General features: G+C 48.3%; 24 protein-coding genes. 12 read left to right on the top strand and 12 right to left on the bottom strand.

Annotated features, from left to right (window positions below):
• Positions 1-9: 9 nt before the first annotated feature.
• Together ACHWTJ_RS02095 and ACHWTJ_RS02090 are read left to right on the top strand one after the other, a co-directional pair.
• The gene (locus ACHWTJ_RS02095) at positions 10-339 is read left to right on the top strand and encodes a potassium channel family protein (RefSeq protein ID WP_294740196.1); all 330 of its coding nucleotides are present in this window, start codon (positions 10-12) and stop codon (positions 337-339) included.
• Positions 340-352: 13 nt separating this feature from the next.
• Positions 353-1003: a hypothetical protein gene (locus ACHWTJ_RS02090; RefSeq protein ID WP_294740195.1), complete on the top strand. Its 651-nt coding sequence runs from the start codon at positions 353-355 to the stop codon at positions 1001-1003.
• A 54-nt stretch (positions 1004-1057) separates the two neighbouring features.
• On the opposite strand, the gene mgtE is transcribed toward ACHWTJ_RS02090, so the two are convergent.
• Positions 1058-2410 (bottom strand): magnesium transporter, encoded by a 1353-nt coding sequence (mgtE, locus tag ACHWTJ_RS02085; protein WP_294744635.1) that lies wholly within the window; start codon positions 2408-2410, stop codon positions 1058-1060.
• A 227-nt stretch (positions 2411-2637) separates the two neighbouring features.
• On the opposite strand from mgtE, the gene ACHWTJ_RS02080 reads away from it, so the two are divergent.
• The 4 genes from ACHWTJ_RS02080 (at position 2638) to ACHWTJ_RS02065 (ending at position 5720) form a co-directional block, all read left to right on the top strand.
• The gene (locus ACHWTJ_RS02080; RefSeq protein ID WP_394679017.1) at positions 2638-3375 is read left to right on the top strand and encodes a metal ABC transporter ATP-binding protein; all 738 of its coding nucleotides are present in this window, start codon (positions 2638-2640) and stop codon (positions 3373-3375) included.
• Positions 3372-4217 (top strand): metal ABC transporter permease, encoded by an 846-nt coding sequence (locus ACHWTJ_RS02075; protein ID WP_394679016.1) that lies wholly within the window; start codon positions 3372-3374, stop codon positions 4215-4217. Before ACHWTJ_RS02080 ends, ACHWTJ_RS02075 begins: the two co-directional genes overlap by 4 nt.
• Entirely contained in the window at positions 4214-5131 is a 918-nt protein-coding gene (locus ACHWTJ_RS02070; protein ID WP_394679015.1) for a metal ABC transporter substrate-binding protein, read from the top strand. The genes ACHWTJ_RS02075 and ACHWTJ_RS02070 overlap by 4 nt, the downstream gene beginning before the upstream one ends.
• Before the next feature lie 76 nt (positions 5132-5207).
• Positions 5208-5720, top strand: a complete 513-nt coding sequence (locus ACHWTJ_RS02065; protein ID WP_394679014.1) for a PCYCGC motif-containing (lipo)protein — start codon at positions 5208-5210, stop codon at positions 5718-5720.
• A gap of 52 nt (positions 5721-5772) precedes the next feature.
• Here the strand turns inward: ACHWTJ_RS02065 and ACHWTJ_RS02060 are convergent, their stop codons facing one another.
• Both ACHWTJ_RS02060 and ACHWTJ_RS02055 read right to left on the bottom strand, forming a co-directional pair.
• Positions 5773-6141, bottom strand: coding sequence for a VOC family protein (locus tag ACHWTJ_RS02060; protein ID WP_294740189.1), 369 nt, complete (start codon positions 6139-6141; stop codon positions 5773-5775).
• Positions 6138-6578, bottom strand: coding sequence for a hypothetical protein (locus ACHWTJ_RS02055; protein WP_294740188.1), 441 nt, complete (start codon positions 6576-6578; stop codon positions 6138-6140). The genes ACHWTJ_RS02060 and ACHWTJ_RS02055 overlap by 4 nt, the downstream gene beginning before the upstream one ends.
• A 189-nt stretch (positions 6579-6767) precedes the next feature.
• Between ACHWTJ_RS02055 and ACHWTJ_RS02050 the strand changes: the two genes are divergently transcribed.
• Both ACHWTJ_RS02050 and ACHWTJ_RS02045 read left to right on the top strand, forming a co-directional pair.
• On the top strand, positions 6768-7781 hold the full coding sequence (locus ACHWTJ_RS02050; protein ID WP_394679822.1) for a zinc-binding alcohol dehydrogenase family protein: 1014 nt from the start codon (positions 6768-6770) through the stop codon (positions 7779-7781).
• Positions 7782-7996: 215 nt separating this feature from the next.
• Entirely contained in the window at positions 7997-10429 is a 2433-nt protein-coding gene (locus ACHWTJ_RS02045; RefSeq protein WP_394679013.1) for an ATP-binding protein, read from the top strand.
• 61 nt (positions 10430-10490) lie between these two features.
• Here the strand turns inward: ACHWTJ_RS02045 and wrbA are convergent, their stop codons facing one another.
• Positions 10491-11093 carry an NAD(P)H:quinone oxidoreductase gene (gene wrbA, locus ACHWTJ_RS02040; RefSeq protein ID WP_023469582.1) on the bottom strand — a complete coding sequence of 201 codons (603 nt, stop codon included), beginning with the start codon at positions 11091-11093 and terminating at the stop codon, positions 10491-10493.
• A gap of 226 nt (positions 11094-11319) precedes the next feature.
• Between wrbA and ACHWTJ_RS02035 the strand changes: the two genes are divergently transcribed.
• A complete protein-coding gene (locus ACHWTJ_RS02035; protein ID WP_394679012.1) occupies positions 11320-13110 on the top strand; it encodes an LTA synthase family protein in 1791 nt (596 codons plus the stop codon).
• A gap of 107 nt (positions 13111-13217) precedes the next feature.
• Here the strand turns inward: ACHWTJ_RS02035 and ACHWTJ_RS02030 are convergent, their stop codons facing one another.
• The 4 genes from ACHWTJ_RS02030 to groES all read right to left on the bottom strand — a co-directional run bounded on the left by ACHWTJ_RS02030 (position 13218) and on the right by groES (position 16995).
• Complete coding sequence (locus tag ACHWTJ_RS02030; protein WP_394679011.1) at positions 13218-14156, bottom strand: HEAT repeat domain-containing protein; 939 nt, start codon at positions 14154-14156, stop codon at positions 13218-13220.
• 37 nt (positions 14157-14193) lie between these two features.
• The gene (locus ACHWTJ_RS02025) at positions 14194-14814 is read right to left on the bottom strand and encodes a LysE/ArgO family amino acid transporter (RefSeq protein ID WP_294740183.1); all 621 of its coding nucleotides are present in this window, start codon (positions 14812-14814) and stop codon (positions 14194-14196) included.
• A gap of 223 nt (positions 14815-15037) precedes the next feature.
• Positions 15038-16678, bottom strand: a complete 1641-nt coding sequence (groL, locus tag ACHWTJ_RS02020) for a chaperonin GroEL (RefSeq protein WP_029342811.1) — start codon at positions 16676-16678, stop codon at positions 15038-15040.
• Between the two features lie 32 nt (positions 16679-16710).
• Positions 16711-16995 carry a co-chaperone GroES gene (gene groES / locus ACHWTJ_RS02015; RefSeq protein ID WP_023469587.1) on the bottom strand — a complete coding sequence of 95 codons (285 nt, stop codon included), beginning with the start codon at positions 16993-16995 and terminating at the stop codon, positions 16711-16713.
• A 220-nt stretch (positions 16996-17215) separates the two neighbouring features.
• On the opposite strand from groES, the gene ACHWTJ_RS02010 reads away from it, so the two are divergent.
• Together ACHWTJ_RS02010 and ACHWTJ_RS02005 are read left to right on the top strand one after the other, a co-directional pair.
• Entirely contained in the window at positions 17216-17908 is a 693-nt protein-coding gene (locus ACHWTJ_RS02010) for a CPBP family intramembrane glutamic endopeptidase (RefSeq protein ID WP_294740181.1), read from the top strand.
• A 21-nt stretch (positions 17909-17929) separates the two neighbouring features.
• Positions 17930-18163 (top strand): DUF4305 domain-containing protein, encoded by a 234-nt coding sequence (locus ACHWTJ_RS02005; RefSeq protein ID WP_023469589.1) that lies wholly within the window; start codon positions 17930-17932, stop codon positions 18161-18163.
• A 41-nt stretch (positions 18164-18204) separates the two neighbouring features.
• On the opposite strand, the gene ACHWTJ_RS02000 is transcribed toward ACHWTJ_RS02005, so the two are convergent.
• From ACHWTJ_RS02000 to ACHWTJ_RS01985, 4 genes are all read right to left on the bottom strand, one after another.
• A complete protein-coding gene (locus ACHWTJ_RS02000) occupies positions 18205-18501 on the bottom strand; it encodes a DUF2089 family protein (RefSeq protein WP_023469590.1) in 297 nt (98 codons plus the stop codon).
• Between the two features lie 18 nt (positions 18502-18519).
• A complete protein-coding gene (locus ACHWTJ_RS01995; protein ID WP_394679010.1) occupies positions 18520-18807 on the bottom strand; it encodes a hypothetical protein in 288 nt (95 codons plus the stop codon).
• A gap of 181 nt (positions 18808-18988) precedes the next feature.
• Positions 18989-20284, bottom strand: a complete 1296-nt coding sequence (locus ACHWTJ_RS01990) for a cation:dicarboxylate symporter family transporter (RefSeq protein ID WP_294740178.1) — start codon at positions 20282-20284, stop codon at positions 18989-18991.
• 179 nt (positions 20285-20463) lie between these two features.
• Complete coding sequence (locus ACHWTJ_RS01985; RefSeq protein WP_394679009.1) at positions 20464-21522, bottom strand: NAD(P)/FAD-dependent oxidoreductase; 1059 nt, start codon at positions 21520-21522, stop codon at positions 20464-20466.
• Positions 21523-21706: 184 nt separating this feature from the next.
• Here ACHWTJ_RS01985 and ACHWTJ_RS01980 point away from each other — a divergent pair, with 184 nt between their 5' ends.
• Entirely contained in the window at positions 21707-22498 is a 792-nt protein-coding gene (locus ACHWTJ_RS01980; protein ID WP_023469594.1) for an ABC transporter ATP-binding protein, read from the top strand.
• Positions 22499-22501: the final 3 nt, after the last annotated feature.

The raw sequence follows: 22501 nt of genomic DNA, 5'->3' as shown, positions 1-22501 counted from the left end.
AGAGATTCGATGATTTCTGTAGTGACGATTTTTTCACGCTTATTCAAAGGATTGCGCCGCGCCTTTCACTTATCCTATTTTCGTGGTCTATTGATTCTCTGCCTGTTGACGCTCGTCTCCGGAACGATCTTCTATAGCACGGAAGAAAACCTCTCGGTCGTCGATGCGCTATACTTTTGTATCACGACACTCAGTACAGTTGGGCATCCAACGTTCGTTCCGACGACGACGCTCGGTAAGGTCTTTACGATGGCGTACATCACGATTGGATGTGGATTGTTCTTGACGTTAATCGCTACGTTGTCGTACGTTTTGATCAAACAACCGGAAGAGGATTAAGGAGGAAGGAACTATGCGTCAAGCTGCCATCCAAAACAATTTCGATTGGTGTCGCCTCGTTTGTGAACAAGCCGGATGCCAAGTGACGGAAACTGAGTCGACCTGGCTTGCTCAAGGGAGCGTTCCGAGTTATTATCCGGAACTGATGGTCCGCCTTCCTCATCAACGAATTGGTGCGACTGGTGTTTACAGCATCAAGGACTGCACGGCGAGCTATGATTTCTCAAGCATCGGTCTCAGTCACCTGTTCACAGCAGAATGGATGACAAGGCCTGCTATACTCGATCGCCGCGCCCTCCCTGTCGATTGGTCTGTCGTAACGGATGCCGCGCATTTCACTCGCTTCCAAGCAATCCAGGCGACACCGGAATTACCGGAGTCGTTATGGCACCATCCGGACGTCCGCTTCTTCTATTCCGAAGCACAACAGGCCAGTTGCATCGCTTACTCGAATCAGATGACGACCGGATTGATGTACGTTAGTTCCGACTATCTTGATGAACGCTTATGGGACGATATCGCCCGCTTGTGTTCGGCACACTTCCCTGGTCAACCACTCGTCGGATATGAGTACGGCGACCACCTGATCACGGCGCTCGAAGCCGGCTTTGACGACGTCGGTCCACTGGCGGTCTGGATTCGGACGACGTCTGAAGACGCATAAAAAAACCGAACCAATTCCCTTTCTCCTCAGGAGAAGGCGAATCGGTTCGGTTTTTTACATCAAGCGGCTGATGAATGCGGTCGCGATCCCGAAGTAGACGAGGAGCGACAAGATATCGTTCAACGTCGTGATCAGTGGTCCGGACGCAATCGCTGGGTCAATCTTTAAGCGATGCAAGATCAACGGAATGATCGTTCCAGCTAGTGTTCCGAAAATCAACGTGATGACGAGCGAGCTACCGACGACAAGACCTAAGACAGCACTCCCTTGCCAGACGTAGGCGATGATGGCGATCAAAACTCCACAAATGACACCGATGATCAAACCGACCCAAAGTTCCCGTAGAATCAAACGAGTCGCGACCCGCTTATCGACTTCACGCGTGATCAATCCCCGGACGACGACCGCGAGCGATTGGGTACCGGTATTTCCGGTCATCCCCGCAATCATCGGCATGAAGAAGGCGAGCGCGACGACTTTCGAGAGCGTCTCTTCAAACTGACTGATGATTGATCCGGAGACGAGCCCGATGAACAGTAATAAGACGAGCCACGGCAAACGCCGAGTCGCAGCAATCCACGGCTTCGTCTCGAAATCAATCGATTTACCGGACGCCGAGAGTTTCTCGATGTCTTCGTTCGCTTCTTCCCGTAAGACATCAAGCGCATCATCGACCGTGATCAGTCCGACGAGAATGTCGCCCTCGACGACGGGTAACGAGACGAGATCATAGCGTTCGAACAATTGCGCGACTTCTTCTTGATCGGTCTCTGCTGCGACCCGGATCACCTTCGTCTCCATGACGTCACTGATCCGTTCCGTATTTTCAGCTAAGATGACATCCCGGTATGAGATGACCCCAACGAGTTCACTGAGTTGATTGACGACGTAGACGTAGTTGATCGTTTCCGAGTATTCGATATAGTCGCGCATCTTCTCGACCGTCTCACCGACCGTGAAATCCTCACCGACCCAGATGAACCGGTTCGTCATCAAGCGCCCTGCCGTTTCCGGTGGATACGTCAAGAGATTGCGGACGATCAGTGCTTCGTCTGTCCGCATGCTGCCAAGCAAACGGTCGGTCTCTTCCGGTCCCAGTTCCTCAAGTAAATCCGCGACATCATCGTTCTCCATTAAATCGAGGACGTGCCCAGCACGCTCGACGTCTAGACGACGCAAGACAGCGAGACGCTGCTCTCCTTCAAGCTCCTCGAGCACATCCGCCAACCGTTCGTGATCGAGATAATCGAGGAGTCGTGCCTGATCGTCTTCTCCTAATTCTTCATACACTTGTGCGATGTCATACGGATAGACTTCTTCGATGACTTGCTGTGCTTGCTCCCGCTTTTCCTTCGCAAGCGCATCGAGCAATAGCCACTTCCATTCTTGTTCTGCTGTCTGACGCAATCTCCTCACCCCCTGCATTCTGCCTTTTTATCTTAGCACGAGTTGATTCGCGATCGATATCGAAAAACAGTTGACATCTGTTTCCCGCGGCTTTAAAGTTTGCCTTAAGGAAACATTATTTGCAGATCGAATCTTTTCCCAGTGATTGGAACCAAAAATTTTTATCCCACTTTTTGCCCTAAGGAAACTTTCCTTCTCTATACCACAAACTAAAGGAGTGATCATTCATGTACGCCCTTGACGTTGATCGTCTCACCGTCTCCTATTTTGATACCCATGCACTCGACGATGTATCCGTCCGTCTTCCGGTTGCTTCATTGATTGGCATCATCGGACCAAACGGTGCTGGTAAATCAACTTTCTTAAAAGCCATTCTCGGTCTGATCCCGGCCCGGATCGAGCATTTATGCGTGCTCGACCAATCACTTGAAGCCGTCCGGTCGCGCGTCGCTTACGTCCCGCAACGAAGTGCGATCGATTGGGACTTCCCGGTTCGTGTGCAGGATGTCGTGTTGATGGGCTGTTATCCGAAGCTCGGCTTATTCAAACGACCATCGAAAGCTCAAAAAGCGTTCGCTATGGAATGCCTCGAGCGCGTCGGTATGGCGGATCATGCCGAACGCCAAATCGGTGAACTGTCAGGCGGACAGCAACAACGGGTCTTTCTGGCGCGTGCCCTTGCCCAAGAAGCAGAACTACTATTGCTGGACGAACCGTTCGTCGGGATCGATGTCGCAAGTGAGCAGATGATCATTGAACTCTTACGGACACTTCGGGCCGAGGGACGGACGATCGTCGTCGTTCACCATGATTTGCATAAAGCAGAGGACTACTTCGACACATTGATGCTGTTGAACAAACAACTGATCGCTGTCGGTCCGCCGTCTGATATTTTGACGCCGGAATGGCTCGAACCAGCATATGGCTTACCCCTATTCGAGCGACGCAAGGAGGAACAAGGATGACGTTCATCGAGGCATTACTTCAGTATGAGTTCTTACAAAAAGCGATGATCACCGCTGTCATGGTCGGCATCATCTGCGGTGTAATCGGTTGTTTCATCATCCTTCGCGGGATGTCGTTGATGGGTGATGCGATTTCACACGCTGTCTTACCAGGCGTAGCCATCTCGTATTTGCTTGGTATCAACTTTCTGATCGGTGCTGTCGTCACAGGTCTCGTGACGGCGCTTGGAATCGGCTTCGTCAGCCAGAACAGTCGTATCAAAAACGATACGGCAATCGGCATCCTGTTCACGTCCGCCTTTGCCCTCGGGATCATCCTGATTTCGTTCTTACGCAGCAGTAGCGATCTCTATCACATTCTGTTCGGCAACGTCCTCGCGGTCCGGCCAAGCGACATGTGGATGACCGTCATCATCGGATTAATCGTCCTCAGCGGAATCTTCTTGTTCTACAAAGAGTTATTGATCAGCTCGTTTGATCCGACGATGGCGAAAGCCTATGGACTATCGACACGCTGGATTCATTACGGACTGATGACGTTACTGACACTCGTCACCGTCGCTTCACTCCAGACCGTCGGCATCATCCTCGTCGTCGCGATGCTGATTACACCGGCAGCAACCGCGTATTTGCTGACGAACCGTCTCTCACGGATGCTGTTTCTAGCAGCTGGATTCGGTACGTTGTCCGCCATCGTCGGACTATATTTCAGTTTCACCTATAATCTATCTTCCGGTGCGTCGATCGTCCTCGTCGCGACGACGTTGTTCGCACTCGTCTTCGTCTTCTCACCACGTCACGGTCTGATGCGTCACCGGAAACAAAAGGAGTCCACTGTATGAGATTAAAACTTTTTCTGTTCGTCCTCCTCAGCACAGTTTTGCTCGTTGCTTGTTCGACACCAGCAGAAGATAACGGCAAGCTGAAGGTTGTTACGACGTATTCGATCCTCGCTGACCTCACACGTGAGGTCGGTGGTGAACATGTCGATGTCCACAGCATGGTCAAGATCGGGGCAAACCCGCACGAGTATGACCCACTTCCAGCAGACGTACAAGCGATGGCAGATGCTGACGTTGTCTTCTACAACGGGTTGAACTTAGAAGCCGGCGGTGCGTGGTTCGATAAACTGCGGGCAACGACTGGCAAAGACGCGTCTGATGCGCCTGTCTATCGTTTAAGCAAAAGCGTCGAACCGAAATACCTGACGACGAAAGGTAAGGAATCGGAGACCGATCCGCACGCGTGGCTCGATCTAAACAATGGCATCCGCTACGTCGAAAACGTCAAGCAGGCATTAATCAAGGAAGATCCGAAGCACAAAGCCGACTACGAAAAAAATGCCGATGCCTATATCGAAAAACTGCAGACGCTTGATCAGGAAGCGAAACAGCAGTTTGCCGCTATTCCGAAAGCAGAACGTCATCTCGTCACGAGCGAAGGAGCCTTCAAATACTTCGGAACTGCCTATGACGTCAAAGCGGATTATATTTGGGAGATTAACTCGGATAATCAAGGGACTCCGGCACAAGTCCGCCGGATCGTCGATACGATCAAGGAGCAAGATATCCCTGTCTTATTCGTCGAAACGAGCGTCGATCGACGGAGTATGGAAACCGTCTCAAGGGAGACTGGCGTTCCGATCGGTGGCACACTCTTCACCGATTCGCTTGGCGCACCTGGAAAAGACGGTGATACGTATTACAGCATAATGCAAACAAACATCGAGACGATCACGGAAGCACTCGCCAAGTAAGCGTCAACAAATCGTCACGCCTTCTGGATACGTCTTTCCTTATAATGAAGGCAAGACGATGAAAGAGAGGCACATTATGCAAACACGACTATATCGTTACGCCTTTCCCCTCAGTATCAGCCTGTTGCTCGCTGCATGCGGGACGGCTGATCAAACGGGTGCTCCGAAAACAGAACAGACGAATCACGGAGATCATGCGGACCATGCCAGCAACGGTGCTGATGATCAACTCGAGAAGACCGCGGGATCAGACACGTTACCCGCTTTTCTGAACGAACAGGATGAGTCGATCCAGACAATTTACCGCTCCGTCGCTAAACATCCTGATCTCTTGAAAAAGATGCCTTGTTATTGCGGTTGTGGTGAATCTGCCGGTCATACGAGCAACTATGAATGCTTCATCGAAGAGCAGACTGCTAGTTCCACGACCTGGACGACGCACGGCATCACGTGCGGCACCTGTCTCGATATCGCGGCACAGTCGATCGTCGCTTATCAAAAAGGTAGCTCTGTTAAAGAAATCCGGACTGCCATCGATCAAGCGTACGCGAAGACTGGTGTCACACCGACGCCGACGCCAGCGATTTAAAAATAGCCTGCTTCTTGTCACGAACCATGTGATCTGAAGCAGGCTATTTCGTTTAGACCGTCACAGCAACTTGCGCCGTCAACGCCATCGTATTTTGTTCCGAATCCTTAAAGAACGCCATCCACGTCTCTTCCGTCTCGGAACGCGTGATCATGTGTGGTTCTCCGAGAAAAACGACACCTTGTTCTTGCATCCGCTTATATTCTACTTGCAACGAATCAACCTCAAAATATATAACGGAACTCGGATGATCGAATGCCTCTGTCTCTGGCAAAGTTAACATCAATCGAATATTCCCACACTGAAGGAAAACCATCGTCTCGAGTTCAAATAGGACGGATAATTGCAACACATCCCGATAAAATGCTGTACTACGCTTAATATCCTTCACTGGAATTCCAATCTGTTGAATGCGTTTCATTTCATTTCCTCCCTCTGTTTGGCTCGTAAGACAAGCGGTCGACCCGACAACAGCTCATCCAGTTGATAGTACGTATGCGAACGGATTGGTCGATCCGTTCGCGGCAGGTGACGGAGCTCGTACGCCACCTCAAGTAAGTAAAACTTGTATTCCTCCCCTTCATCAAAACCGAAGCTCGCGCGCCGTTCTTCGATATACGCAAGGACACGCTCCTGTTGTGAGAACGAGAGCCGCTGGACTTGGGGCGCAAGTGCTTCATGCGGAGAGAGCACGATTTCCCGCTCCGTGCGATACAGTCGATGCATGACGCCACCACTTTGACGCAAGGCAATCAGACGCGCAGGTCGATATGGACGGGGGTGTGGATGCGCATGGACGAGGAAACGTTCAATCGTGACTTGAGTCGGTCCTGCCGGTAGAGAGATGACGTCATACATACAAAATCGCTCCTTCTCAAAAAATAATAGCTTCTCTTATATGCTACCATATCTATCCAGTATTCTTTCGTTGACGACAGAAGGGGAATCCATTTTCAAAGTTTCGTAACTGGTTTTAAGACGAAGCGAGCGTGGAACAGATGGAGAGAAGCGATTCCTATCTAGAAAGGATGATTGTAGATGTCGAACATGTCCGCTGTCGGTTTTCACCGACACTTACCACTAACGGAACACGAAAGTCTGATTGACCTGGAACTACCACGCCCGGAAGCAACGGGACACGATCTCTTAGTTGAGATCAAAGCTGTCTCCGTCAACCCGGTCGATACGAAAGTCCGTGCTCACGGGAAAGACGAAGACGCCCCGAAGGTTATCGGTTACGATGCAGCCGGAGTCGTCGTTGAAGTCGGCGATGATGCCTCCCTCTTCCAAGTCGGTGATGAAGTTTATTACGCCGGTGCAATCCAGCGCCCCGGTTCAAACAGTGACTTCCAACTTGTTGATGAACGAATCGTCGCCAAAAAGCCGGAACGGTTGACGTTCAGCGAAGCCGCTGCTCTCCCGTTGACGACACTGACAGCTTACGAAGCATTGACCGATCGTCTCGGATTGACGTTTGATGCTAAGTCGAATCTTAAGAAGACGATCCTCATCATCGGAGCTGCTGGTGGTGTCGGTTCAATCGCGACACAACTCGCGAATCACGCTGGGCTGACCGTCATCGGAACGGCGTCGCGTGACGAGACGATTGATTGGGCGAAGGAACACGGTGCACATCATACGATCAATCACCACGAGGCATTCCGTCCTCAGCTGGAAGCCCTCGGCTACAAATACGTCGACTATATCTTCTGCCTCAATGCGACGGACCAACATTTCGAGACGATGGTCGATGTGATCGCACCGCAAGGAAAAATCTGTAGCATCGTCGAGACGGATCAAAAACTCGATTTAAGTGCGCTCCAACAAAAGAGTGCGACGTTCGTTTGGGAATTCATGTTCACGCGTCCGCTGTTTGCGACAGAGGACATGATCCGCCAACATGAGATTCTGACGCAAGTCGCAGCATGGATCGAAGAGCATACACTTGAGACGACGGTCACGCAGACATTGATCGGCATGAACGCCAAAAACCTGAAAGAAGCACATCGTCTCGTCGAAAGTGGAAAAACGATTGGGAAGATTGTCGTCGAACATCATTAATGGGCATCGGAGCAGGTTGGGCGTAAAATCCCGTCCTGCTTTTTTGTCGTTCTAAGTTTTCTTTGTGAACCTGTATCTCTTACTTTGAAGATATTTTAAGCATTATGACTATATTTATTCGTCTAAAAAATGTACGATTACGGTAACAAATATTCCAACGTAATACATCTAATTGACGCTTGACTCACATAGACAAAGGAGCATCCATAATCCATATGCGAAAATGGTTCAATCAAAAGATCAGCCGACAGATCATGTCGTCGTTTTATCTCATTCTTATTACACTATCGATCTCTTCCCTGGCTGCTTATTTTTATACGAACCACCAAGTCACGGATGCGAAACAAGAGCTCGATGCGATCAGCATGCGCGAAGATCGAGCGACGAAACTCTGGGACGATTGGCAGTCCCTTCAATACGAGATGCGGGGCTATATCGTCTTTGGAGATGACGCCGTGCTCGACGTGATTGATGAAAAAAAAGCCTCACTCGAACAACAGACGGCTTGGTTTGAGAAAAATCGTCTCTACAAGGCGGATCAAATCTATGCGTCTGATATTCGTTCGCTCTATAATTCTTATACGAACTTCGTCATGCCAAGCTTAATTAAATATGTCCAAGCAAAACAAGAAGGAAAGATTGACGAACGTTTCTTGCAGATGCCAAGTCTGAAGGCGATGATGCCACAAGTACCACGAGATCCGAATCGGAAATTCAAGATGAATGCCTCGAACAGTGAGACGATGCGTAAAAGTGTCAACACGATGGAGAGTACGTTCACGAACTACCGGAGTAGTCTCCGCGCGAAAGAACTCGGTGCAAAAGAACAACTTGTCACTCAGACGAAGTATGCCGAGTGGATCTGGCTCGTCAATCTGCTCGTCCTATTCCTCGTCATCTTGCTCATCGTCCGTCCGTTCATCGAACGGACGACGCGACAAATCCATCTCCTCAGCAAGGAGAGCAAGCTTCTCGCAAGTGGTGAGCATACATTACCACTGATTCCACTTAACCGTGCTGACGAGATCGGTGAATTGAGTCAATCGTTCCATCAGATGGCGACAGCCTTGATTGAAAACAAACATCAATTGATGTCGACGAACGTCAATCTCGAAGATGCGTTGAAACTGACGCAACGGAACGAGTCCCACTTGCGTCTACGGAATCAATTGACAGAGACACTTGCATCGCGCGATAGCATCAGTGCTTATCCTGTTGTCATCCAAAAGATGGTCGAAATCACGAACGCGACGCAAGGTGCTCTGATTTTCAAGGATGGAACGAAAGTGATCGACATCGTCTTTTATCCGCAGACACCGCTCACAGTCGAGGACTGGATGCCAACGATCGAGCCGTTATTGCGTGAGTCGCGACAAGACAAACGACCGCATACACAGTTCGAAGACGAAATCGCACGCGCCGTCACACCAGTTCTTGATCCGAGTCAAAATGAGATCATCGCCTATATCTTCTTGTCCCGCGATCAGGATCCGTTCGATCGTTATGAGCAGGAAGAATTAGCCGCCTTCGCGCGTCAGCTGGCATTATCGCTCTTGCGGATGCGGACGTTCGACGAGATTGAACGCGAACGGGAAAAAACAGCGCGACTGTTGAACTCGATTCGTGAATCGATTGTTTATATTGAACCTGAAGGTGATATTCAATTGATTAATCGACCGTTACTTGACCTGTTTGATCATCCGATTGATGACAGTATCGATGAGAACGGACTAATGAATATCACTCCGTCTGTCGTCAAACTCAAACACCGTGTGGATCAATTATCAGAATTCGAACGTTACTTGAAAAAGACGTTCGTGAAACGAGAAATCGGTGAAGGGATCACTTTCTCGATCGATCACGAGCGACGCTTCATCAAGACGTACTCCGAGAGCATCCACTATGGTGGACAGTTCCGCGGGATACTACTCGTCTTACGTGACGTGACGAATGAGGTCGAGATTGACCGGATCAAAAACGAACTCGTCTCGACGATCTCACACGAACTGCGGACACCACTCTCGTCGATTTATGGCTTTACTGAGCTGATGATCCAGCGAGACCTACCACCGAAGCGACAGAAGAAGTATCTCGAAGCGGTCCACTCGGAAACGGAACGCCTCTCGCTGTTGATCAATGACTTCCTCGACCTGCAACGGATGGAAGCAAACCGTCAGGAATATGAGATGGCACCGTTCGATATCGTCGCGATGATTCGGGATTTGAAACAGTTGCATAGCCTGTCGTCTTCTTCCCACGAGATTAAAATATTCCGAAACGTTGAACCATTGATCGTCGAAGGGGATGCGAAGAAGATTCGCCAATTGTTCAGTAACCTGATCAACAATGCAATCAAATACTCACCAGCGGGTGGAACGATCGATATTCAACTGACGCGACATGCGTCACGTGTCACGGTTGCGATTCAAGATGAGGGTATCGGGATTCCAGCTTCTGCGATGAGTAACCTGTTCCAAAAATTCTATCGTGTTGACAATTCGGACACCCGTCAAATCGGCGGTACTGGTCTTGGGCTCTCGATCTGTCGCGAAATTGCGCGTGGACATGATGGAGAAATCCATGTCGAGTCAATCGAAGGACAAGGCTCGACGTTCACAGTCGAACTTCCGTTAACACAAAACACATAATGCATACGAAAAAGCGCCAGAATGCGAATCAGCATTCCGGCGCTTTTTAAATTAGGTAATGTTATGAGTTGAGACGGCTTGCCACTTCAACCGTCCGTTTCGCTTGATGACGCACGGCTGGTTCAACGGATTCGACCATGTTGCCGTCTTGGTCGACCGTGACCGATGTACCATATGGATTTCCGCCTGCTGCGAACAAGACAGGATCCGAATAACCCGGTGCCGCAACGATAGCACCCCAGTGGAACATCGTCGTATAAACTGCGAGAACAGTCGCTTCCTGACCGCCATGCGGATTCTGTGCCGACGACATTGCACTGACGACTTTATTGACGAGTTTGCCTTGTGCCCACAGTCCGCCTGTCGTGTCGAGGAACTGTTGGAATTGTCCTGGGACATGACCGTAACGTGTCGGGACGCTAAAGATAATCGCATCTGCCCAGTCGAGTAGATCCGGTGTCGCTTCTTCGATATCACGTGTGGCATCCGCATGTTTTTGCCACAATGGGTTCGAAGCAATCGCTTCTGCTGGGGCTGTCTCCTTGATTTTCGCAAGACGGACTTCCGCCCCTGCTGCTTCTCCCGCTTCTTTTGCCCATGAGGCAAGTTGATGGTTCGTTCCGGTTGCGCTGTAATAGATGACCGCTAGTTTCACGTTTGACATGACTTCGCTCCTTTTTTAAAAGACAGTGACGGACGATGGACGTACACGCTTTCTATTCCCGCTTTCTGCGCAAATTAACGTCAATTGTTTGAATTCAAGAGGAAATTTAGACCAATTTTTCGACTACATCATGGAACGAGCGAACATGGCTGTCCACATCTGGGCGTTCCACCATCAAACGTTTAGGGTAAAGAACGTGTGATGACACACGTAAGGAGTACTGACCATGGCGATTCGCTACACCCTTTATCTGTTACTCGGCATGCTGAAGTTCATGCTATTTAGTTATTTTACAAAAACCGACCTTTCGCTTCATTTAACACTGATGAATCTTGCTGGCATGCTGATCCTATCGAGCTGGACGTTACTGATTCCGTGGAATAAACGCCGCTGGGTCTGGCTCGGTCTACTGCTGGCGCACAGTTTTCTGCTGGCTTCCGACATGTGGTACTACCGTTACTTCGAGGACTTCCTCTCCGTCTCGCTCCTCTCACAGATGACGCAGATGAGTGACGTCAGTAGCGGCTTCACTGCCTTGATCGTACCGCAAGACTTCCTCTTGTTCGCTGATAGTTTGATTTTCATGGTACTGCTCTTTGTCTTCCGCAAACGACCGGAGGTAACGACAGCGCAAACACGACGCCGGACAGCTGGACTCCTTGCAGTCAGTGGCATTATTTTGTCTGCCTCGCTGCTGACGTACCGGACGCTAACGGAAGATCGTCAACCGACGGCAACAATCTCCGATATGCGTGACTATTACTTGTTCGGCTTTTGGGGTTATCACGGGTGGGATGTGTTCAAAGGTGTGACCGGACGACCAAGTGACGGACTGACGGCACAGGAACAACAGCGCATCAATCAAAAGGAACAGACGAATCCAACTGGTCCGAAGCAGACACCAAATATCATTCTGGTGCAGCTCGAGTCGTTCCAGGCTTCAGTCATTGACCAGACCATCAACGGTGAAGAAGTGACGCCGAACCTGAATCAATTGAAGAAGGAATCGCTCTACTTCTCGTCGTTCTACCACCAGACGCATGAAGGACGAACTTCGGACGCTGAGTTCATCACGAACACATCGCTTTATCCATTGAAATCAGGCTCTGTTTATACACAATATCCGACGAATGAATTCGAGCCTCTCCCTGCATTACTTGAGAAAAACGGGTACGATACGGCAGCGATGCATGCCTATGAAAAAGTCTTCTGGAATCGTAACGATGTTTACAAGAACATCGGTTTTAAGCACTTCTTCAGCCAAAAGGATTATTCAAAAGAGAAGAAAATCGGCATGGCGCTGAACGATCAGCAGTTCTTCCTCGAATCGATTGATCACATGGAGACGTTGCAAGAACCGTTCTTCTCGTTTTTAGTCGCGCTGACGAGTCATACGCCGTATGAGATCGACAAGGAAGACCAGACGCTTGATCTGTCTGGATATAAGGATCCGATGCTGAAACGGTATTATCAGACTGTCCATTACGTCGATACTGGTGTCGGAAAGATGATCGACGAGTTGAAACAACGGGATCTTTGGGACCAGTCCCTCGTCATCTTTTATGGTGATCACGATAGTGGACTCGTCAATGAAGGCAGTGAGATGAGCAAAAAAGCGGATGTCTCGTCTCCGGTTGCTGCCTTTGAACTCGAGCGCCGCATCCCGCTCTTCATCAAAAAACCCGATCAACAAACCGGTCGGATCATGAAAGAGAATGGCGGACAGATTGATATCGCACCAACGATCATTGATCTGTTGAATCTCAAGACGTCCTATATGATGGGTCAATCCCTCGTCGACGACAAACCGAATCTGACGGGCTTCCGCGATGGTTCGTTCCGCTATCAGGACTATTACTATGAAGCAGATTTGACGAAAGCATCCGGTGAAGGCACCTGTTACGACGTCTCAACGAAAAAGAAAGTTGAGCTGAAGTTCTGTCGAAATCAAGTGAAGGATGTGAGTAAGCAGTTAAAGCTGTCGGATAAGATTATTGAGGAGAATGAACTGGAGTAATCAAAGTGCATCTGATTTTCTTAAAATAAACAAGCCTGACTTCTCACTAGACGTGAAGAAGGTCAGGCTTGTTTATTGATTGTTATCTCCACCTATCCTCGAGCCCATCAATAGCAAGTAAAATGGTCTTCGATCCATTGCCATTCTTCGTCAAACAAGACTTTTCTTTTTGTTTGAATGATCCAATGAAATAGTTTAGGAACCGCTTGATAGGAATGCTGGTATCGATGTAAAAATCGAAGAGCGATTAGGACTTCATCTGTTTGTATTTGTCGCGTTCGCTTCAATAATGTTTGTACACGTTTGATCACCGGTTCAATCGCTACTTCATAACCATGTCGCTCAATTGCGACTAACGCATACTCTCTCACATTGCTAGATCGATCTTTTAGGCCATGCAAAAGTATTGAAGGATCTAATCCATTTCCAAGTTCACTCAGTGCAGCTAAAGCCGAACGTCTCACGTCTCCTCGAGAATGATCCAACAAAGGAGTCAAATAAGGAACGGCTCGCTCTGTTCCAATCGTGGCTAAAACAAAATTAGCACTCATGATATCAAAAGAGTTATTTGATGTCGTAATCAAACGAATTAGCACATCCTCTGCTGTCTCATCTCGACAGGCTCGCAATGCTTGAATCGCAGCCTCTCGAACAGACGACCGAGAATCGTCTATGTATTTTACGATTCGTTCTGTATCAGGAATGCATTGTTGTTTTGCTAGTTCTTCCAAAATGGTTTCGAGAAGACTCGGCTTTGTCTCTTGCTCCAGTCTCTCAAGCAATAACATCCCTGCACGAACATCTCCCGAATTCACACCAATCGTTCCAATCATAAAATAAAGATGTTGTTTTTGTTCTGCTTGTTTCACTTTGTCGAGTAACGTGTTCAATATCGGAAGTATATTCACATCCCTAAATTGACGGACTCTTGCATAAGCTAAGTCGGATGGTGAGCCTTCGTTCGTATAGCACTTTAATTCTTCATGATAGAGGTATTCTTCATCAGACATCTGTTCAACTAAATATAAAATCTCATCGTCCTTCATATTTTGCAGTTGCTCCTTAGTCCTTTAAATATCTTTTTTAACTTTTTTCTAAAGCAAATTGAATCAATTGATACGATAGCCAAAACATTAAGCATCCTATTCCAAAATCTAATACTTTCCACGCTTTTGGTTGTTTAAATACAGGAATGAGCCATCTCGATCCATATCCTAATCCAAAAAACCAGACAAAAGAGGCAACTAAGGCTCCAATTAAGAAATTGACTTTTTGATCAAATGTCAAAGTCCCAGCTATACCACCGATGACGACGACCGTATCTAAATACACATGTGGATTTAAAAGTGTAATTGCTAATGTAACTAAAATTGTTTTATGAATGGGAATGATTTTAACATCGGTTGAAATATCGATTGCACCTGACGATGAAAACGCGCTTCGAAAAGATTTGAATCCATATAATAGCAGAAATAGTCCTCCGACAATCGCAAGACCAACATTCGCAAACGTATTGTTTTTAATAACAGTACCGACCCCTAATACACCCGTGCACATCAGTATCACATCACATAAAAAACACACCAAGGCTACCCAGAAAATATTATTTTTTAATAAACCTTGTTTTAAAACGAATGCATTTTGTGCTCCAATAGCGATAATGAGCGTCCCAGACGTTACTATACCTTTTAAAATTTCATTCATTCGATGACCCCTATCTCTCTTTTGATCTCTAACGTAAGGCGACGATTAAATGTTAAATCTCTCCTCATTCACTTCTAGTGAATTCTATATATGTATATTGTTTAAACATTAAGTATAATATTACAAATAAAAGAATAATTATTCAACTCATTCTGAAAGTATGAATTATAAAAAAGTACCGAACCCTATTTACTAGGATTCGGTACTTTAGAGATGAAATGCCTTACATCATTCCGCCCATTCCACCCATGCCGCCCATATCAGGCATTGCAGGAGCAGATCCAGCTGGCTCTGGTTTGTCCGCGATGACGGCTTCTGTCGTCAAGAACATCGCTGAAACGGATGCTGCGTTTTGAAGTGCTGAACGCGTTACTTTCGCTGGGTCGACGATTCCTGTTTCAATCATGTCGACATACTCGTCTGTTGCCGCATTGTAGCCCATTCCTGGCGCTTCATGCTTGAGACGCTCGACGATGACGGAGCCTTCTTGACCTGCGTTTTCCGCGATTTGACGAAGTGGTGCTTCGAGTGCACGAAGAACGATGTTGACACCTGTTGCTTCGTCGCCTGTTGAGACCGACAGAATCGATTCGACGGCTTTCGTGACGTGGATGAGGGCTGTTCCCCCTCCTGCTACGATACCTTCTTCGACCGCTGCGCGTGTTGCGTTGAGTGCATCTTCGATCCGGAGCTTACGTTCTTTGAGTTCTGTCTCAGTTGCTGCCCCGACTTTGACGACTGCTACGCCACCTGCGAGTTTCGCCAGACGCTCTTGTAATTTCTCACGATCGAAGTCGCTTGTTGTCTCTTCGATTTGTGCACGGATTGTCCCGACACGTGCTTCGATTGAATCGCCGTGTCCGTGGCCTTCGACGATCGTTGTGTTGTCTTTTGAAACGACGACTTTCGACGCGCGACCGAGTTGCGTGATTTGTGTTTCTTTCAGATCAAGACCGAGGTCTTCTGTGATCAATTCTGCGCCTGTGACGATCGAGATATCCTCAAGCATCGCTTTCCGGCGGTCACCGAAGCCTGGTGCTTTAACTGCCACCGCATTGAACGTACCACGGAGTTTGTTGACGACGAGTGTCGCGAGTGCTTCACCTTCGACGTCTTCTGCGATAATGAGAAGTGGTTTGTTTTGTTGGACGACTTGCTCGAGGACCGGAAGAATCTCTTGGATGTTCGAGATCTTTTTATCCGTCACAAGGATGTACGGGTTCTCAAGGACCGCTTCCATCTTGTCTGAATCCGTGATCATGTATGGTGATGCGTAACCACGGTCGAACTGCATCCCTTCGACGACGTCGAGTTCTGTCGTGAAGCCGCGTGATTCTTCGATCGTAATGACACCATCTTGACCGACACGTTCCATCGCTTCCGCAATCAATTGACCGACTTCTTCGTCCGCTGCTGAGATTGCTGCGACTTGGGCGATTGCTTCTTTACCTTCGATTGGTTTTGCGATCGTGTGCAACTCTTCGACGGCACGGCGAACCGCTTTTTCGATTCCTTTACGGATGACCATCGGGTTCGCACCCGCTGTGACGTTTTTAAGACCTTCGCGAATCATCGCTTGTGCGAGGACTGTCGCTGTTGTCGTACCATCCCCTGCGATCTCATTCGTTTTTGAGGCAACTTCTGCGACGAGTTTTGCACCCATGTTTTCGAAGTGATCTTCGAGTTCGATTTCTTTTGCGATCGTCACACCATCATTCGTGATGAGTGGTGAACCGAACTTCCGCTCGAGGACGACGTTGCGTCCTTTTGGTCCGATCGTGACTTTGACTGCATCCGCTAATGCGTCGACCCCGCGGAGCATTGCCCGACGTGCTTCTTCACTGAATAAAATCTCTTTTGCCATGACTGAAATCCCCCTTTAGATGATTGACTGAATTACTCGGCTACTGCCAAAATATCGCTTTCGCGTAAAATTAAGTATTCATTGCCGTCGACTTTGACCTCTGAACCGGCATATTGTGCATAGATGACGTGATCTCCGACACTCACTTCAAGTGGTACACGTACGCCTTGCTCTGTCACACGGCCTGTACCGACAGCGACGACTTTACCCTCTTGTGGTTTTTCTTTCGCTGACCCAGGAAGAACGATTCCTCCGAGTGTTGTTTCTTCTTTTTTAACGACTTCGATCACGATGCGATCACCAAGTGGTTTTAACATGCGAAACATCCTCCTTGAAAATGACTGTTTTTTAGCACTCACTTTCGTTGAGTGCTAACATATTTTTATCTTATACGCTTTCTCTTCCGAATTCAAGCCTGAACCTTTATCCGTTTTCCCGAAATCGACACCTTTGAATCATCGTCAATCGTGCGCCAAGACCGTTTGTTTGTTACAATCGGGACAGTACCTTCATTACAAAGGAGTTGTGTCCTGTACGATGAAAAATCCAATCAGTCTGCCTTTTCTGATGGCGGAGAAGTGGCAAAAGCGTCACGTCATCCCGATCATCATCTATCTGATCGTCCAATTGGTTCCGGGTTCGTTCCAGTATTTCCTTCCGAAGAACGTCATTGCTGACGTCGCCGGTTGGTGGCTCGCGATCGGCTTCACCGTCGCCGTCATCGTCTCCTACTACTGCCTGCGTCCCGATTGGCAGAAGTGGAAGGCAGAAGGACGTCAAACCGATCCGATGGATACACTAAAATGGATCGGGATTGGGATTGCGCTCCTGTATGCGCTCTTGATCAGCGTCAATTTGATTGATGCCTGGATGGCAGGCGGAATCGAAAATGTCGCGAAATCGCAAAATACGGATCAGATCATGAAAGCGATCCAAGTCATCCCACTCTTACAAGTCATGGTCGTCTTACTTGGACCGATCATGGAAGAGTTCTTGTTCCGGCACATCATGTTCGGCAATCTCTCATCGAAGCTCGGTTTCTTCTTTAGCTTCATCCTGACGGGTGGCTTGTTCGCCCTCATCCACCAAGACAACAAATTTTTAATCTATGTCGCGATGAGTTTCGTCTTCTCGCTCGTCTTCGTCAAAACGCGCCGGATCCTTGCTCCAATCGCCATTCATGTCTTTAACAACGGAATCGTCGTACTCGCCATCTACGCGATGTCTTAATTTACGAAAGGTCGTGTTTTCATGCGTCAAAGCTCGAACTTCATGGCAGTATTCTATGCCATATTCGGTATTCTCTTCATGTTCCTCGCCTACAACAACTCGGTCGAAGCAGGAACGGTCTTTAACTTCTGGACGATCCTGCTGACATTGTTCGCTGCGATCGACTTCTACCGTCTCTACTTGATCTTCCGCTTCCGCGCAGCAGCAAAGAAGATGATCAAGAAGGAACAGGACAAAAAGAATGACAAACAATAAAAAAACGAGATTTCCGTCAGACGGGAATCTCGTTTTTTGGTTTATTCTTTCGCTTGACCCTTGCGGTAGGAATCGATGATCGTCTTCGCCACATCGAGACTCAACCGTTCATCTAAGACCAAGTTCTTGATCATGTTGACGAATTCGACATCTTCCTGCTGCACCGAATCAATCCGCTCGATCAACTGGTTCAACTTCGCCCGGACGGTCGGGTAGGATACTTGATAGGCCGTTGCCATGTCCTTCAACGAACCAGAGCTCAAGACGAACTTTCGGATGAACTCGAGATGTTCCTGTTCGAGTGCCAGTACCCAAGCGGGCACGTCTTGTCGTTCCATCGTGTTCCCTCACTTCTCTTACAAATCTTGAATCTCCATTCGTTCTTTTTCACGCTTCAGTTGCTTGCGGCGCGAGTCGACACCCATCTCAGCCATCGAGATCATCATGGACAACCCAACACACGTACCGATTCGGATCAATGACTCCCGATCCGACGAGTGTGGTCCTGCTCCGAAATACCAGTAAATTCCGAGACCGATGATGATCGCTGGAATGATGAAACTCCAGACTCTTCCGCGCCGTGCTAAGTAAAATTGTACGATACAGACTGTGACAATACCAATGACGATTCCTACCGTTTGCATCCTATCGCCTCTCCCTTATGACTATATCAACAATATTAACTTTAAAATTAATAATATTCAACATATTTTTAACTATAATCAAAAATAAGATCTTTTCTTTAAAAACAATCGACTTTCATCTATTTTCAGGGACGAAAAAAAGAAGGACTGACGATTCAGTCCTTCCTTGTATTTACGATAGTCACGCACTGCGGACGTCGTCTTTTTTACCTTCTGTCGACATGAACGTCTCGAGTTGGTCTTCATCCAGGACACCTTCCCACTTCGCGATGACGAGTGAAGCGAGCGTGTTTCCTGTAACGTTGACGACCGAGCGCATCATATCCATGATTCGGTCAATCCCCGCGATGAAGGCAAGTCCTTCTGCCGGGATACCGACCGTACCGAGTGTTGCGAGTAACACGACGAAGGAGACGCCAGGAACGGCAGCCATCCCTTTTGATGTCAGCATCAAGACGAAGACGAGTGTGATTTGCGTCCCAATCGATAGAGGAATATCGTACATCTGCGCGATGAACAAGGCAGCGAGTGCTTGATAAAGTGCTGATCCGTCAAGGTTAAACGAATAACCCGTCGGTACGACAAAGCTGACGATTGATTTCGGCACGCCCATCTTCTCGAGTTTTTCCATGATCCGTGGAAGAACTGTTTCTGAAGAGGCTGTCGAATACGTCAAGAGCAATTCATCCTTGAAGACGCGGACGAAGTCCGAAACACGAACACCAACCCACTTCATGATGCCGCCGAAGACGATGATCATGAAGAGAAGCGCTGTGACATACAATGTCGCGATGAGCTTGAATAACGAACCAAGCGAGTCAATCCCGAACGTCGAAACCGTCACACCAATCAGGGCGAAGACACCGATTGGCGCGAACTTCATAACGATGTTGACGAGATTGAACATCGCCGCTGCGACACCTTCGAAGAAACGAATGACCGGTTGACCCTTCTCTCCTGCAAAACCGACACCGAGTCCGAATAAGACTGAGAAGAAAATAATAGCGAGCATATCACCGCGGACCATCGCATCGAGAATGTTCGTCGGTACGATATTGACGATTTTTTCGACGAGTCCTTCGTCTTTTGTCGTCTCTTCCGTCGCGACATAGGATGAGATATCCGTTTTATCAAGTGTCGACATATTAATGCCAGCACCCGGTTCAATCAGATTGGCTGCAAATAACCCCGTGAAGATGGCGATCATCGTCACGATCGTGAAGTAACCTAGTGTTTTGACGCCGAGACGTCCGAGACTCTTCGGACTACCGACCGATGAGACACCGAGGACAATCGTCGTGAAGACGATCGGGACGACGATCATTTTCATCATCCGGATAAAGATATCACCGATTGGCTTAAGCCACTCCGCGACATGGGGATTCCCATAAAATACACCACCGACTGTGATCCCGAGAATCAAGCCGATTAAAATCTGCCAGGCAAGGCCAATGGGCTTACGTTTCGTAGTTGTCATACGCTTCCTCCTTATACATCCGTCTTACTTGTATCCTACATGTAGTGGAACATAAGTAGAATTTTGTCCTAAATACAGTACATTGTCAAATCCACCTGTTATAGTACAAAACTGAATTCTGTACGAAAAAACGTCCAAAATCCGCTTGTTTCCAAGCATTTTGGACGTTTTCATATTATTCAAGATTGTTGATTGACGCGTTCCTCAATCAACGCACGATTGCGTTTTTTGAAGACTTCATTGTGTGACGAGACCATCGCTACTTTTGGTGCTTCCGGCTCGATGAAGCGTTTCGCCCGGTTAACGGCATTTGCCGCATCTTGGAACGCACCCGAGATCAAATGGACCTTCCCGTCATGCGACAAGATATCTCCAGCTGCATATAATCCCGGGACACTCGATTCACTCGCGGCATTCCCCGCGATGTAGAAATCGTCGACCCGTGCGATATCGAGATCACACGCATCAAGCAGTGCCGCATCCTGTTCATACCCATGATTGATGATGACTTCATCAATTGAAATCTCGACGATCTCGTCTGTTTGACAGTCAATCAACTCGACCGACGCGATCCGTTGATGATCGGGACTGGCGATCAATTTATGAATCGTCGTATTAAGTAGGCAGACCGCCGAGCTTTTGACGAGCTGGTCGACTTGCGCCTCATGTCCCGAGAAACAATCCCGGCGATACGTGACGTAGACCTGTTTCGCGACCGGTTCAAGTTCGTTCGCCCAGTCAATCGCCGAGTTCCCACCACCTGAGACGATGACGGTCTTTCCTTTAAAGCGCTCGATTGATTTGACCGTATAGTTCAAGTTCGACACTTCGAAACGTTCCGCGCCTTCGACCTTTAATTTTTGTGGATTGAGGATACCGCCGCCGACCGCGACGATGACCGTCTTCGAATAATGGATCCGACCTGATTCCGCTTCTAAGACGAAGTTTCCGAAGACGTCTTTTGCGATCGAGATGATCTTTTCATTCAATTGAACGGTCGGTTGGAACGTCAGTCCCTGTTCGACGAGTTGAGCCATGAGTTTTTCACCAGTGATCGGCGGTTGTCCACCGACGTCCCAGATCATCTTTTCCGGATAGACGTGCAGTTTTCCTCCGAGTTCTGCTTGATACTCGATCAATTTCGTCTTCATGCCCCGAAGACCACTATAGAACGTCGAATATAACCCTGCTGGTCCTCCACCGATGATCGTTACGTCGAACAACTCCTGTTCCCTCATCTCACTCACTCCTCATCCTTGATTGTTATTGATTATCATTCTCACTACCTCATGATAACGTGAACATCTCTTGAATACAAGAAAAAATGTTGACAGCGTTTTTACAGGACTGGTATGGTTAGTGAGACGATAGTGATAATCATTATCAGTGAAAACGGAGAGAACAACGAAGGAGTCGGCGCGTATGGTACGTCTAGCAACAGAAGAAATCAATATCGGCTACGGTGATCGCCCCATCGTTAAAGACTTGTCCGTCCAAATTCCCGATCGTCAGATTACGACGATCATCGGCGCGAACGGATGTGGTAAATCGACTTTGCTGAAAGCGATGACACGAATCATTCCTCATCAATCAGGGCGTGCGTTGCTCGATGGTCTTGATATCGCAAAGGAAAGCACGAAGCTGCTTGCTCGGAAGATGGCTATTCTGCCACAAACTCCGGAGAGCGCAAGTGGTTTGACGGTCGCAGAGCTCGTCTCATACGGTCGTTTCCCGTATCAAAAAGGATTCGGACGCTTGACGAAACACGATTACGAGATCATCGATTGGGCACTCGAAGCAACGGATACGATGGCATTCAAACATCGTCCGGTCGATGCGCTGTCGGGTGGTCAACGTCAACGGGTCTGGATCGCGATGGCACTCGCCCAAGAGACAGACATCATCTTCCTCGATGAACCGACGACTTATCTTGATCTCGCCCACCAACTCGAGGTGCTCGAACTGCTCGAGCATCTCAACCGGACCGAAGGACGAACGATCGTCATGGTCCTGCATGACTTGAATCAAGCAGCCCGCTTCGCTGACTACATCATCGCCATGAAAAATGGTGAAGTCGTCAAAGCCGGAACATGTGAGGAAGTCATCGCAAAAGATGTTTTACAAGAAGTATTCCATATCGATGCTGAAATCGGACGCGATCCGCGGACGAATAAACCGATGTGTATCACTTACAACTTAATCAAGGGAGATTGAATC

The sequence above is a fragment of the uncultured Exiguobacterium sp. genome (assembly GCF_964277885.1).
Lineage (GTDB): Bacteria > Bacillota > Bacilli > Exiguobacteriales > Exiguobacteriaceae > Exiguobacterium_A.
This window is presented reverse-complemented; position numbering and strand designations above follow the sequence as displayed.